This window comes from Halomonas sp. ND22Bw (assembly GCF_003011945.1).
GTDB lineage: Bacteria > Pseudomonadota > Gammaproteobacteria > Pseudomonadales > Halomonadaceae > Halomonas > Halomonas halophila.
Genome location: NZ_PXWD01000010.1, coordinates 68,461 through 81,455 on the forward strand (window position 1 = coordinate 68,461; position 12,995 = coordinate 81,455).

Annotated in this window: 13 protein-coding genes; 12 read left to right on the forward strand and 1 reads right to left on the reverse strand. The window is 71.1% G+C overall.

Annotated features, from left to right (window positions below; all coding sequences use genetic code 11):
* Positions 1–28: 28 nt before the first annotated feature.
* From CVH10_RS13110 to CVH10_RS13155, 10 genes are all read left to right on the forward strand, one after another.
* The gene (locus tag CVH10_RS13110) at positions 29–1,084 is read left to right on the forward strand and encodes an NAD(P)/FAD-dependent oxidoreductase (protein WP_106488922.1); all 1,056 of its coding nucleotides are present in this window, start codon (positions 29–31) and stop codon (positions 1,082–1,084) included.
* Positions 1,081–1,455, forward strand: coding sequence for a sirohydrochlorin chelatase (locus CVH10_RS13115; protein ID WP_035596452.1), 375 nt, complete (start codon positions 1,081–1,083; stop codon positions 1,453–1,455). The genes CVH10_RS13110 and CVH10_RS13115 overlap by 4 nt, the downstream gene beginning before the upstream one ends.
* Positions 1,456–1,550: 95 nt before the next feature.
* Positions 1,551–2,462 (forward strand): MerR family transcriptional regulator, encoded by a 912-nt coding sequence (locus CVH10_RS13120; RefSeq protein ID WP_035596449.1) that lies wholly within the window; start codon positions 1,551–1,553, stop codon positions 2,460–2,462.
* Positions 2,463–2,474: 12 nt separating this feature from the next.
* A complete protein-coding gene (phrB, locus tag CVH10_RS13125; protein WP_106488923.1) occupies positions 2,475–3,893 on the forward strand; it encodes a deoxyribodipyrimidine photo-lyase in 1,419 nt (472 codons plus the stop codon).
* 94 nt (positions 3,894–3,987) lie between these two features.
* Positions 3,988–4,428 (forward strand): nuclear transport factor 2 family protein, encoded by a 441-nt coding sequence (locus tag CVH10_RS13130; protein ID WP_106488924.1) that lies wholly within the window; start codon positions 3,988–3,990, stop codon positions 4,426–4,428.
* Positions 4,429–4,500: 72 nt separating this feature from the next.
* Positions 4,501–5,292 (forward strand): SDR family oxidoreductase, encoded by a 792-nt coding sequence (locus tag CVH10_RS13135; RefSeq protein ID WP_106488925.1) that lies wholly within the window; start codon positions 4,501–4,503, stop codon positions 5,290–5,292.
* Complete coding sequence (locus CVH10_RS13140; RefSeq protein ID WP_035596436.1) at positions 5,289–6,623, forward strand: NAD(P)/FAD-dependent oxidoreductase; 1,335 nt, start codon at positions 5,289–5,291, stop codon at positions 6,621–6,623. Before CVH10_RS13135 ends, CVH10_RS13140 begins: the two co-directional genes overlap by 4 nt.
* The gene (locus CVH10_RS13145) at positions 6,620–7,384 is read left to right on the forward strand and encodes a DUF1365 domain-containing protein (RefSeq protein ID WP_106488926.1); all 765 of its coding nucleotides are present in this window, start codon (positions 6,620–6,622) and stop codon (positions 7,382–7,384) included. Before CVH10_RS13140 ends, CVH10_RS13145 begins: the two co-directional genes overlap by 4 nt.
* Complete coding sequence (locus CVH10_RS13150; RefSeq protein ID WP_106488927.1) at positions 7,381–8,646, forward strand: cyclopropane-fatty-acyl-phospholipid synthase family protein; 1,266 nt, start codon at positions 7,381–7,383, stop codon at positions 8,644–8,646. The genes CVH10_RS13145 and CVH10_RS13150 overlap by 4 nt, the downstream gene beginning before the upstream one ends.
* On the forward strand, positions 8,643–9,179 hold the full coding sequence (locus CVH10_RS13155; protein ID WP_106488928.1) for a DUF2878 family protein: 537 nt from the start codon (positions 8,643–8,645) through the stop codon (positions 9,177–9,179). Before CVH10_RS13150 ends, CVH10_RS13155 begins: the two co-directional genes overlap by 4 nt.
* On the opposite strand, the gene CVH10_RS13160 is transcribed toward CVH10_RS13155, so the two are convergent.
* The gene (locus CVH10_RS13160) at positions 9,132–10,997 is read right to left on the reverse strand and encodes a bifunctional diguanylate cyclase/phosphodiesterase (RefSeq protein ID WP_035596420.1); all 1,866 of its coding nucleotides are present in this window, start codon (positions 10,995–10,997) and stop codon (positions 9,132–9,134) included. The genes CVH10_RS13155 and CVH10_RS13160 overlap by 48 nt on opposite strands.
* A 233-nt stretch (positions 10,998–11,230) precedes the next feature.
* Between CVH10_RS13160 and fabA the strand changes: the two genes are divergently transcribed.
* Complete coding sequence (gene fabA, locus CVH10_RS13165; RefSeq protein WP_035596409.1) at positions 11,231–11,746, forward strand: 3-hydroxyacyl-[acyl-carrier-protein] dehydratase FabA; 516 nt, start codon at positions 11,231–11,233, stop codon at positions 11,744–11,746.
* Positions 11,747–11,759: 13 nt separating this feature from the next.
* Positions 11,760–12,974 (forward strand): beta-ketoacyl-ACP synthase I, encoded by a 1,215-nt coding sequence (gene fabB / locus CVH10_RS13170; protein WP_035596404.1) that lies wholly within the window; start codon positions 11,760–11,762, stop codon positions 12,972–12,974.
* Positions 12,975–12,995: the final 21 nt, after the last annotated feature.

The following is a 12,995-nucleotide window of genomic DNA, read 5'->3' on the forward strand; positions in this document are numbered from 1 at the left end:
TAAACCCCGTTGACTGCATGAGCCCGACATGACCTCGACGCCCCCTTCCCATGCCGTGATCGGGGCCGGCATCGCCGGCCTGGCCTGCGCCCGTGCGCTGGCGGATGCCGGCCACGACGTCACCGTGTTCGACAAGGGTCGCGGCCCCGGCGGCCGGATGTCCAGTCGCCGGCTCGAGGACGGCGCCATCGAGCTCGGCGCCCAGAGCTTTCGCGCCGCCCATCCGGCCTTCCGCGAGCAGGTGGCTGCCTGGGTGCAGGCCGGGGTAGCCGCGCCCTGGCCCGACGCCCTGTGGCGGCTGGAAGCGGGCCGGGCAGCGCGGCGCGCCGACGGCCACCCCCGCTATACCGGCACGCCGCGGATGAGCGCGGTCACGCGCCAGCTGGCCCGCGGCCTGCCCCTGCACACCGGCACCCGCATCGTGTCGCTCGCGCGCGCAGGTGATGATTGGCGGCTCATCGACGAGCGCGGCACCACGCATGGCCCCTTCGCCACGGTGAGCCTGGCGCTGCCCGCGCCTCAGGCCGAGGGCTTGATCGCCCCCCATGCGCCGGAGCTCGCGAGCGAATGCCGACAGGTGCCCCAGCGCGCCTGCTGGGCGGCCTGGGCCCGCCTCGAGGCGCCACTCACGCTGCCCGGCGCCGAGGCCGACTGGCCGCTGCTGCAGTTCGACGCGGGCCCGCTGAAGCGCGTGGTCCGCCACCGCACCAAGCCCGGCCGCGGCGACGCGCCCGAGCTCATCACCCTGCTGGCCGATCTCGACTGGAGCGAACGCCGGCTCGAGGACGCCCCGGATGCCGTGGCCGTGGACCTGCTCGGCACCCTGAACGACGCGCTCGAGACGCTCCGCCCCGCCGCCAGCCTGCCGGCGGTACAGGCGCGGGGCGCCCACCGCTGGCGCTATGCCGAACCCGGCGCGGTGGCGCCGGGCCATGACCATCGCCTGACGGACGCCGGCCTGGCGCTGTGCGGCGATGGCTGGCGCGGCGGACGCATCGAGGACGCCTGGCTGTCCGGCCACCATCTGGGCGAGGCGCTATGCCATCGCCATCCCCTTCCCGACCACGGAGATTTCCCGACATGAGCAATGCCCTGATCCTGATGGCCCACGGCTCCAGCGACCCCAACTGGCGGGCGCCCTTCGAGCGCCTGGCCGAGCAGCTATCCGCCCGGCTTGCGACCCCGCTGCGCCTGGCCTACATGGAGATCTGCGCGCCCTCGCTGGAGGACACCGTGGCCGAGCTGGCGGCCGAGGGCGTCGAGCGCGCCGAGATCCTGCCGCTGTTCTTCGCCGCCGGCCGCCACCTGCGCAAGGACGTGCCCGGCCAGGTCGAAGCCCTCGGCGAGGCGCACCCCGAGGTACAGCTGACGCTGCTGCCGCCGGTGGGCGAGCATCCGGCCTTCGTCGAGGCCCTGGCGGCGGTGATCGCCGAGCGGGCCGGCGAGAGCGACTGACGGCCGTGTTGTACATCGACTGCTTTTTGTACAAAATTGGTGGTTGAAGCCCCATCCCTTCCGTCACCGTTCTCACCACCGAGGCAGAGGCCCGCATGAGCGATCAGGCGAACCATCCGGCCGATGCGCCGCTCTATCCGATCCGCGAAGTCTCGCGCCTGACCGGCGTCAATGCCGTGACCCTGCGCGCCTGGGAGCGCCGCTACGGGCTGATCCAGCCCAAGCGCACCCCCAAGGGCCACCGACTCTACGCCAAGGACGACATCGCCCGCGTCGAGCGCATCCTGCAATGGCTCAACCGCGGCGTGCCCGTCAGCCAGGTCCGCGAGCTGCTGGAACAGCCCGAGATCGTGGAGGCGCCCCCGCCCGCCGCCGGCGACTGGGGGAGCCAGCGCCAGCAGCTGATCAAGGCCGTCGAGGCGCTGGACCTCGAGCGCCTGGAGGCGCTGTTCAACCAGGCCCTGGCCCTCTATCCGGTCGCCACCTGCCTCGACGAGCTGTGGCAGCCGGTGCTGCGCGAGCTGGAGGAGCGCTGGGACGACCGCCTGGGCGCCGACCTGCAGCGCCGCACTCTGGAAGCCTTCCTGCGCACTCGCATCGGCACGCGGCTGTATCACGCCAACGCCCGGGCCGGCGGCTCCACGCTGCTGATCGTGCCGCTGCCCGACGACGGCCCGCTGTGGGGGCTGCTGGCCGCCCTGGCCGCCGCCGATCGCGGCTACCGCGTGCAGTGGCTCGACGCCGCGCTGCCGCCACAGGAGCTGCCGCTGGCCGTAGAGCGCTTCCACGCCAGCGCCCTGCTGCTGGCCAGTGGCCGCGCCGAGCGCGCCGACCTGGTGCGCCGCCAGCTGCCGCGCCTGGCCGAGCAGCTCGAGGTGCCGGTGGCCCTGTGCGGCCCGGTGGCCCGCATTCGCGCGGCCGACCTCGACGCCTCGGGCGTGGAGCTGCTCGGCGACGACCTGAGCCACGCCATGACACGCCTGCACTCCCTGACCCAAGCCGCCTGAACGGAGACACCGATGTCCCCGACCCTGGTCTGGTTCCGTAGCGACCTGCGCATCCACGACAACACCGCCCTGGCCGCCGCGGCCCGCCGCGGCCCGGTGATCGGCGTCTTCCTGCGCTGCCTGCCACAATGGCAAGCCCACGGCCACGGCGCCAACAAGCTGGACTTCACCCGTCGCGGCGTCGCCGCGCTCTCCGAGTCGCTGGCCGGGCTCAACATTCCGCTGCTGCATCGCGACATCGAGGCCTTCGACGAGGCCCCGGCAACGCTGCTCGCCCTGGCCCGGGAGCTCGGCGCCGAGGCGATTCACTTCAACCGCGAGTACCCGCTCGACGAGGCGCGCCGCGACGCGGCGGTGATCGAGGCCTTCGAGGACGCCGGTCTCGCCGCCCACGGCCATCGCGACGCCGTGGCCTTCGCCCCGGGCGAGCTGCTGACCGGCAAGGGCGACGTCTACGGCGTCTTCACCCCCTTCGCCAAGGCCTGGCACAAGGCGATCACCGCCGACCGGCTGGCGCTGCAGGACGCGCCCGAGCCCCAGACCAGGCTGTCGGTCGATGCCGACCCCATCCCCGAGCTGCCCGAGCTCGAGGACACGCCGGTCGACGGCCGCCTGTGGCCCGCCGGCGAGGGCCCGGCCGCGGACCGCCTGGAACGCTTCCTGCGCTTTCGCGGCCGCCACTACGACGACCAGCGCGACTTCCCGGCGATCCGCGGCACCAGCGAGCTGTCGCCCTACCTGGCGCTGGGCATGATCTCCCATCGCCAGTGCATGCAGGCGGTGATGGCCGAGAACGACGGCGCCCTGGCCGACGGTGACGCCGGCCTCACCGCCTGGGTCGGCGAGCTGATCTGGCGCGAGTTCTACCAGCACATCGCCGCCGGTTTCCCGCGGGTGTGCCGCCACCGCGCCTTCCAGCGTCACACCGAGGCGCTGCCGTGGCGCGACGACGAGGCCGGCTTCCGGGCCTGGTGCGAGGGGCGCACCGGCTACCCGATCGTCGATGCCGCCATGCGCCAGCTCGTCGCCACCGGCTGGATGCACAACCGGCTGCGCATGGTGACCGCCATGTTCCTGTCCAAGCATCTGCTGATCGACTGGCGCCGCGGCGAAGCCTTCTTCCTGCGTCACCTGGTCGACGGCGAGTTCGGCGCCAACAACGGCGGCTGGCAGTGGGCGGCCTCCACCGGCACCGACGCCGCGCCCTACTTCCGCATCTTCAACCCCACCACCCAGTCCCAGCGCTTCGACCCGGAAGGCCGCTTCCTCGCCGAGTGGCTGCCGGAGCTCGCCGAGCTGTCGCCCAAGGCCCGTCACGCCCCGGGCAACGACCTGCTGAGCGGCGTCGACTATCCGGCGCCCATCGTCGACCACAAGGCCGCCCGCGCCCGCGCCCTGGACGCGTTCAAGAACCTGCCGCCCGCGTCCTGACGCGGGCGCCGCTCCCGGCCACGTCTCGCCGCCTCATTTTCCCGGCCACTCCCCCGTTCCCGCTCCGCGCTTCTTCTCTGCTAAGGAGGTCGTCATGTCACCGGACCCGGACCTGGAGGCCTTCTGCGCCTTCTACAACAAGCTGGACAAGTCCTGTACAAAAAATCTGTACAAGATATATACTCCGGACGTGAGCTTCGCCGACCCGCTGCACCGCATCGACGGCCTGCCGGCCCTGGAAGCCTACTTCGCCGCCCTGTACGAGAACGTCACGGCGTGTCGATTCGTCTTCCACGATCGCCAGCGACAAGGCGACACCGCCTTCGTGACCTGGACGATGCATCTGGCTCACCGCCGCCTGGACGGCGGCCGGGAGATCACGGTGGAAGGCGCCTCGCGGCTGCTCTTCGCCGACGACGGATCGGGGCGGGTCCGCGAGCACCGGGACTACTTCGACGCCGGCGCCCTGCTCTACGAGCGGGTGCCGCTGCTGGGCACGGCGATCCGCTGGCTCAAGCGTCGCGCGGGAGGCTGAAGGGCGGCTGAAACCGCAACGCCGCCTCCCGCGTAGCTGCAACACAGGCGTCGCCATACGCGAGGAGACGACATGACGGCATCCCATACGACCCGCTGCATCTGGCTGACCGGCGCCACGTCCGGCATCGGCCGCGCCCTGGCCGTGCGCCTGCTCGACCAGGGGCATCGGGTCGCGCTCAGCGCCCGCCGCCCTGACGCCCTGCAGGAGCTGGCCGGCGACCGCGACAACGCCCTGCTGCTGCCGCTGGACGTCAGCGACCGCGACGCCGTGCTGGCCGCCGGCGATCGCATCGCCGCCCGCTTCGGCCGCCTCGACCTGGCGATCCTCAACGCCGGCACCTGCGAATATCTCGAGGCCGGCACCTTCGACGCCGCGCTGATCGAGCGGGTCTTCGCCACCAACTTCTTCGGCGCCCTGCACGGCGTGGAGGCCGCGCTGCCGCTGCTGCGTCAGGCCAGGGCCCAGGGCGGCCGGCCGCTGCTGGCCGCCACCTCCAGCGCCTCGGCCTATCTGCCGCTGCCGCGCGCCGAGGCCTACGGCGCCTCCAAGGCCGCCCTCAGCCACTTCCTGGAATCGCTGCGCCTCGACCTGGCTGGCGAAGAGATCGACGTCAGCCTGATTCATCCCGGCTTCGTGAAGACGCCGCTGACCGATCGCAACGACTTCCCGATGCCAATGCGGGTCAGCGTCGACCAGGCCGCCGAGGCGATCCTCGAGGGCCTGGAGGCCCACCGCCTCGACATCCACTTCCCACGCCGCTTCACCCTGCCGCTAAAGCTGCTGGGCATCCTGCCGCCGGGGCTGCGCTTCCGCCTCGGGCGGCGCCTGGCCCGCGGCGCCGACACGGAGGCTTCGTCATGACGTCGCTCGCCACTCCCGCTTCTCCCCAGGGCCGCCAGCGCATCGCGGTAATCGGCAGCGGCATCGCCGGCATGGCCGCCGGCTGGTACCTGTCCCGGCACCACGAGGTCACCCTGTTCGAGGCCGACACCCGCCTCGGGGGCCACACCGCCACCATGGACGTCGAGCTCGAGGGCCGTCACTACGCCATCGACACCGGCTTCATCGTCTTCAACGACTGGACCTATCCCCACTTCCGGCGCCTGCTGGCGACCCTCGGGGTGGAGAGCCAGGCCACCGAGATGAGCTTCTCGGTGCACGAGACCGCCCGCGATTTCGAGTACAACGGCCACAGCCTGCCGCGGCTGTTCGCGCAATGGTCGAACCTGCTGCGGCCGAGCTTCCACGGCCTGCTGCGCGACATCCTGCGCTTCAACCGCGAGGCCACCCAAGCGATGGTCGATGACCGCCTACCGGCGGACCTGACCCTGGGCGACTACCTGGACGCCGGCGGCTACGGCGAGGGGTTCCAGCGCCACTACCTGCTGCCCATGGGCGCGGCGATCTGGTCGGCCAGCATCGGCCAGCTACGCGCCTTCCCGGCCCGCTTCTTCGTGCGCTTCTTCCATCACCACGGCCTGCTGTCGGTCAACGAGCGTCCCCAGTGGTACACCCTGGTCGGCGGCTCGCGGGCCTATATACCGGCGTTGACCGCGCCCTACGCCGAACGCCTCCGGCTAGCCACGCCGGTGCGCGGCGTGCGTCGAGAGGCCGACGGGGTACGGGTGCGCAGCGACGCCGGCGAGGAACACTTCGACCAGGTGGTGCTGGCCTGCCACGCCGACCAGGCGCTGGCCATGCTCGACGACGCCAGCCCCGCCGAGCGCGAGATCCTCGGCGCCCTGCCCTACCACGACAACGAGGTGGTGCTGCATACCGACACCCGACTGCTGCCGCGCCGCAAGCGCGCCTGGGCGAGCTGGAACTACCGGCTCGACGGCCGCGGCGACGATGCCCGGGTCTCGGTGACCTACGACATGAACATCCTGCAGCGCCTCGAGGCGCCGCACACCTTCTGCGTGACCCTCAACGACGGCGACAGCATCGACCCGGCCAAGGTGCTCGGGCGCTATACCTACGCCCATCCGCAGTTCAGCCTCGCCGGCATGAACGCCCAGGCCCGCCACGCCGAGATCTCGGGGCCGGGCCGGCGCACCCACTTCTGCGGCGCCTACTGGCGCAACGGCTTCCACGAGGACGGCGTGTGGAGCGCGCTACGGGTGGCCCGGGCGCTGGGCTGCGACCCCGACGCGCCGGCCGGTGCCCGGGCGGCCACGGAGGTGCCGGCATGATCTCCACCCCGCGCTCGCGCATCTATCGCGGCTGGCTGCGTCATCGTCGCTTCACGCCCCGTGCCCACGCCTTCCGCTACCGGCTTTGGATGGCATGGCTCGACCTCGACGAGCTGCCTGAGCTGTTCGACGGCGTGCCCGGCTTCAGCGCCCGGCGCCCGGCCCTGGCGCGCTTCCGCCGCGAGGACTACCTGGCGCCCCACGACCGGCCGCTCAAGGACGCCGTGCGCGCCGAGCTGACGCGGCGGCTGGGCGACGCCCCGGACGGCCGCATCTGCCTGCTCACCCAGCTGCGCACCCTCGGCGTGGGCTTCAATCCGGTGTCGCTGTACTACGCCTACGACGCCCGCGGCGAGCTGCGGGCCCTGCTCGGCGAGGTCAGCAACACGCCCTGGGGCGAGCGCACCACCTATGCCTGCCGGGTCGAGCCGCGGCGCCACGGCCATCGCGCCGAGTTCGACAAGGCCATGCACGTCTCGCCGTTCAACCCCATGGACATGCGCTACCGCTGGCGCTTCGACAGCCCCGGCGAACGCCTGAACCTGAACATGGAGACCTGGCGCGGCGACGAGCGCCACTTCGACGCCAGCCTGAGCCTGGAAGCCCGCCCGGCGACCCGTCGCGTGCTGCTGGCCACCCTGGCCCGTCACCCGGCGATGGCGCTGAAGACCGTCGCCGGCATCCACTTCGAGGCCCTGCGCCTGTGGCTCAAGCGCGTCCCCGTCCACGACCATCCCCGCCATCAGGAGAGTTCGCCGTGAATACACGCACCGCCAACGCCCGTCCACTGCCGGCCCAGGGCGATCGCCTGACGCGCTGGCTCAAGGCTCGCCTGCTGCCCCAGCTGGATCGGCTGGAAGGCGGCGAGATCACCCTGATCGAGGGCCATCAGCGCCACCGCCTGGGCCGCGGCGGCCCGCTCTCGGTGACCCTGGTGGTGCGCGACTCGCGGGCCTGGCGACGCATGGCGCTGGGCGGCACCGTGGGCGCCGGCGAGGCCTACATGGACGGCGACTGGGACGCCGACGACCCGGTGGTGCTGGTGCGGCTGTTCGCCGCCAACCTGGAACGGGTCAACGGCGAGATGGAAGGCGGCCTGGCCGGCGCCGGTCGCTGGCTGCTCGGCGCCTTCTACCGGCTGCAGCGCAACAGCCTGAGCGGCTCGCGGCGCAACATCGCCGCCCACTACGACATCGGCAACGACCTGTTCGCGACCTTCCTCGACCGCCGCCACTGGATGTACTCCAGCGCCGTCTTTCCCCGCACGGGCGCCAGCCTCGAGGAGGCCTCGACCCACAAGCTCGACCTGATGCTCGAGCGCCTCGACGTGCGCCCGCATCACCACCTGCTGGAAATCGGCACCGGCTGGGGCGGGCTGGCCATCCACGCCGCCCGCACCCGCGGCTGCCGGGTCACCACCACCACCATCTCCGACGAGCAGTATGCCCACACCGCCCGGCGGCTGGCCGAGGAAGGGCTGGAGGACCGCGTCACCCTGCTCAAGCGCGACTACCGCGAGCTGGAGGGCCGCTTCGACCGGCTGATCTCGGTGGAAATGATCGAGGCGGTCGGCCACCAGTACCTGGAGACCTACCTGACCACCCTGGACCGGCTGCTGACCGACGACGGCATGGCCATGCTGCAGGCCATCACCATTCGCGATCAGCGCTACGAGGCCGCCAAGCGCGAGATGGACTTCATCAAGCGCTACATCTTCCCCGGCGGCTTCCTGCCCTCCCAGAGCGTCATTCTCGACGGCCTGACCCGTCACACCTCGCTGAACCTGGTGGGCCTGGAGGAGATCGGCCAGCACTATGCGCGCACCCTGCGCGAGTGGCGCCATCGCTTCGAGGCCAACCTGGAGACCGTGCGCCGGCTGGGCTACGACGAGCGCTTCATCCGCATGTGGCGCTACTACCTGTGCTACTGCGAGGGCGGCTTCCTGGAGCGCACCATCGGCACCAGCCAGCTGCTGCTGGCCAAGCCGGGCGCGCGGCCGGCGCCGCTGACGGGGGCGGCATGACACCCGGGCTTTGGCGGGCGCTGGCCAACCTAGCCGGCTTCCAGCTGGGCTGGCTGGCCTGCGTGCTGGGCGGCAGCCTCGTGGGGGGCATCGTGGCGGGCGGGGTGATCGCGGCGCACCTGCGCTGGCAGGCGCGGCCGGGGGAATGGCGCTGGCTGGCGGGCTTCGCGGGGCTGGGGCTCGTCATCGACGGCGGCCTGGCGATGGCCGGCGGCTTTCGCTTCCCGCCGGCGACCTTCCTGATCGGCCCGCTACCGGCCTGGACAGGACCGTTACCGCTATGGCTATGGCTGCTGTGGCCGCTGTTCGCCACCCTGCTGCACCACTCCCTGGCCTGGCTGTGGCGGCATCCCTGGCTGGCGGCGGCCGGCGGCGCCACCAGCGGGCCGCTGTCCTACTATGCCGGCGCCGAACTCGCCGGTGTCACCCTCGCTCCCTGGCTGCTGGCCACCGAGGCGCTGTGCTGGGCCATGCTGTGCCTGTGGCTATGCCATCGACTCGGCCGGCCCGGCGGCCTCGCTCGTGCCGGCTGAGGCCTGCGTGCGCCAGCGGGCGTCCAGGGCCTGAACGGTCAGCGGCCGATCGTAGAGGAAGCCCTGTACCAGCTCGCAGCCCACCGAGCGCAGGAAGTCCCGCTGGGCGCGGGTCTCCACGCCTTCGGCCACGACTTCCAGCGAAAGCCCCCGGGCCATGGCCAGCACCGCACCGACGATGGCGGCATCGGCGCGGTCGTCCGGCAGGGCCCGTATGAAGGCCCGGTCGAGCTTGAGCTTGTCCAGCGGCAGATGCTTGAGGTAGCCGAGCGACGAGTAGCCGGTGCCGAAGTCGTCGATGGCCACCGGGTGGCCGCGGTCGCGCAGGGCCTCCAGCCGCGGTGCCACGTCGCCGGCGCGCTCGTCGAGCAGTACCGATTCGGTGAGCTCCAGCCCCAGCAGCCGCGCCGGTACCTTGTGACGCGACAGGCCGGCGGCCAGCGCGGACTCCAGGTCGCCCTGGAACAGCTGCATGGCCGAGATGTTGATCCACACCGGCACCTCGGGCATCCCCTGGCGACGCCAGTGGGCGATCTGTGCCAGGGCGTGGTCGATCACCCAGTTGCCCAGCAGTGCCATCAGGCCATGGCGCTCGGCCAGGGGAATGAACTCGCCCGGCGAGATCATGCCGTCGCGGGGATGGCGCCAGCGCAGCAGCGCCTCGAGCCCGGCCAGGCCGTCGTCGATCAGCCGATACTGGGGCTGATAGTGCAGCTCCAGCTGGCCGCCGGTGGCCAGGGCATTGCGCAGCTCGTTGACCAGCGCCAGCTTCGGCCCCTCCTGCACGTCCAGCGAGGGGCGGAAGCGCAGGCAATGATTGCGGCCGTGGCGCTTGGCGGCATAGAGCGCGGACTCCAGGCGCTGGAAGAGCACGCTCGCGTCGCGACCGTCCTCCGGCGCACGGCAGCTGCCCAGCGTCAGCCCCAGGCGCAGGGTGTTGCCATCCAGCTCGAAGGGCTCGCCCAGGTGCGACTGCAGGCCAGCCACCCACTGCTCGTGGTCGTCGAAGGTGGTGGTGCGGATGACCATGAACTCGTCGCCGCCGAGCCGGCCCACCACGCCGCCGGCCACCTGTCGCGCCAGCCGCTCGCCGACCCGGGCCAGCAGGCGGTCGCCGATCTCGACGCCCAGGCCATCGTTGACTTCCTTGAAGCCATCGATGTCGATCATCGCCATGTCCAGGCTCTCGCCGGCCTGGAGGTGACGCAGCCGCGAGGTCAGCAGGTCATGCAGGCGGCGCCGGTTGGGCAGTCCGGTCAGGGGGTCCTCGAAGCCGATGCGGCGCAGGTCGCGCTCGCGGGCCTTGCGCAGCGAGATGTCCGAGAACAGGCACACGTAGTGGCGTACCCGCCCCCGATCGTCGCTGACGGCGCGGACCTTGAGCCACTCGGGATATTCGTCGCCCTGCTTGCGGCGGTTCCAGATCTCGCCTTCCCAGCGGCCGGTGCTGTGCAGCGTCTGCCAGTAGCGCTCGAAGAAGGCCGCATCGTGCCGCGGCGCCGCCAGGGAGGCGACGTTCAGCCCCTTGACCTCTGCCGGGTCGTAGCCGGTGATCTGGGTGAAGGCGGGATTGACCACCAGGATGCGATAGTCGGCATCGGTGACGATCACGCCTTCCTCGGTCATGGTCAGCGCTTCCTGGCCCAGCCGCGAACGCAGGCGTTCCAGCCGCACCTGGCGCCAGGCATCCCACAGCCCGGTGGCGGCGATCAGCACGGCGGCGACGCGGAGCCCCGCATCGGGCAGCCAGACGCCGGCCGACACCGCGGCCAGGGCGACCCACAGCAGCGGGCGATTGAGGGAAAGTACGGGCCACATGGCTTCGGCCTCGACTCGTCGACATGAATGAGACTCTGCCCTTTCGGGAGAGCGCTAACCTTCCCCTATCGGCCGACGCGAACATAACTGTACCCTGGACGACGACGAAATCCCCCCGGCCCCCTGGCCGGCGTGCATTCGCGGGACACGAACAGTAGACTAGGCGGGGCCGCCAGGGCGGCCCATGCCGTTTCGATACGGCATACCACCATCTCGACACTCGGAACGATTCAGTGACCAAGCAACATTCCTTTGATCGCGAAGCACTGCTGGCATGCAGCCGTGGCGAGCTGTTCGGCCCCGGCAACGCCCAACTGCCGGCACCCAACATGCTGATGCTCGACCGCATCGCGCACATCCATGAAGAGGGTGGCGAACACGGCAAGGGCGAACTGATCGCCGAGCTGGATATCCACCCGGACCTGTGGTTCTTCGACTGCCACTTCCCCGGCGATCCGGTGATGCCGGGCTGCCTGGGCCTCGATGCCATGTGGCAGCTGGTGGGCTTCTATCTGGGCTGGCTGGGTCACCCGGGCCGCGGGCGCGCCCTGGGCTGCGGCGAGGTCAAGTTCAGCGGCCAGATCCTGCCGGATGCCGAGAAGGTGACCTACCGCATCAACATCAAGCGCATCATCACCCGGCGCCTGATTCTGGGCATCGCCGACGGCACCGTGTCCGTCGACGGCCGCGACATCTATCAGGCCAATGACCTGCGGGTCGGCCTGTTCACCTCCACCGCGAATTTCTGATCAGGAGGCTCCCATGCGACGAGTGGTAGTCACCGGCCTGGGCATCGTGTCCTGCCTGGGCAACGACGCAACACAGGTTCTCGACGCCCTGCGCACCGGGCGCTCAGGCATTCGCTTCAAGGATGAATACGCCGAGCTCGGCTTCCGCAGCCATGTCGCCGGCGTCGTCGATATCGACCTCGACGCCCTGGTCGACCGCAAGCTGCGCCGCTTCATGGGCGACGCCGCGGCCTATGCCTATGTGAGCATGGCCCAGGCGGTCGAGGATTCCGGCCTCTCTCCGGAGCAGGTCTCCAACGAGCGCACCGGCCTGATCGCCGGCTCCGGCGGCGCCTCCAGCGCCAACCAGGTCGAGGCCGCCGACGTCATGCGCCAGAAGGGCCTGCGCCGCGTGGGCCCGTATCGGGTCACCCGCACCATGGGCAGCACCGTGTCGGCCTGCCTGGCGACGCCGTTCAAGATCAAGGGCGTGAACTACTCCATCTCCTCCGCCTGCGCCACCTCGGCGCACTGCATCGGCAGCGCCATGGAGCAGATCCAGCTGGGCAAGCAGGACGTGGTCTTCGCCGGCGGCGGCGAGGAGGAACACTGGACGCTGTCCTGCCTGTTCGACGCCATGGGCGCGCTCTCGACCCACTACAACGAGACGCCGGACAAGGCCTCCCGCCCCTATGACCAGGCCCGCGATGGCTTCGTCATCGCCGGCGGCGGCGGCATGCTGGTGCTCGAGGAGCTGGAACACGCCAAGGCCCGCGGCGCCAAGATCTACGCCGAACTGGTCGGTTACGGCGCCACCTCCGACGGCCACGACATGGTCGCCCCGTCCGGCGAGGGCGCGGTGCGCTGCATGCGCCAGGCCATGGCCACCGTCGACGGCGACATCGACTACATCAACACTCACGGCACCTCCACGCCGGTCGGCGACGTCGCCGAGCTGAAGGCGGTGCGCGAGGTGTTCGGCGATTCCACGCCGGCGATGAGCTCGACCAAGTCGCTGACCGGCCACTCGCTGGGCGCCACCGGCGTGCAGGAAGCGATCTACTCGCTGCTGATGATGGAGAACGACTTCATCGCCGCCTCCGCCAACGTCGAGGACCTCGACGAGCAGGCCGACGGCTTCGACATCGTCACCGAGCGCCGCGAGGCCAAGGTCGAGCGCGTGCTGTCCAACAGCTTCGGCTTCGGCGGCACCAACGCCTGCCTGGTGCTGGAGAAGTATCGCGGCTGACGGGGCCGTCCCTGCCCGCGA

Excerpts from the sequence above, each read along its gene's own strand:
- CVH10_RS13110 (WP_106488922.1), top strand. The coding sequence starts at position 29 with ATGACCTCGACGCCCCCTTCCCATGCCGTGATCGGGGCCGGCATCGCC.
- CVH10_RS13115 (WP_035596452.1), top strand. The coding sequence starts at position 1,081 with ATGAGCAATGCCCTGATCCTGATGGCCCACGGCTCCAGCGACCCCAAC.
- CVH10_RS13120 (WP_035596449.1), top strand. The coding sequence starts at position 1,551 with ATGAGCGATCAGGCGAACCATCCGGCCGATGCGCCGCTCTATCCGATC.
- phrB (WP_106488923.1), top strand. The coding sequence starts at position 2,475 with ATGTCCCCGACCCTGGTCTGGTTCCGTAGCGACCTGCGCATCCACGAC.
- CVH10_RS13130 (WP_106488924.1), top strand. The coding sequence starts at position 3,988 with ATGTCACCGGACCCGGACCTGGAGGCCTTCTGCGCCTTCTACAACAAG.
- CVH10_RS13135 (WP_106488925.1), top strand. The coding sequence starts at position 4,501 with ATGACGGCATCCCATACGACCCGCTGCATCTGGCTGACCGGCGCCACG.
- CVH10_RS13140 (WP_035596436.1), top strand. The coding sequence starts at position 5,289 with ATGACGTCGCTCGCCACTCCCGCTTCTCCCCAGGGCCGCCAGCGCATC.
- CVH10_RS13145 (WP_106488926.1), top strand. The coding sequence starts at position 6,620 with ATGATCTCCACCCCGCGCTCGCGCATCTATCGCGGCTGGCTGCGTCAT.
- CVH10_RS13155 (WP_106488928.1), top strand. The coding sequence starts at position 8,643 with ATGACACCCGGGCTTTGGCGGGCGCTGGCCAACCTAGCCGGCTTCCAG.
- CVH10_RS13160 (WP_035596420.1), bottom strand. The coding sequence starts at position 10,997 with ATGTGGCCCGTACTTTCCCTCAATCGCCCGCTGCTGTGGGTCGCCCTG.
- fabB (WP_035596404.1), top strand. The coding sequence starts at position 11,760 with ATGCGACGAGTGGTAGTCACCGGCCTGGGCATCGTGTCCTGCCTGGGC.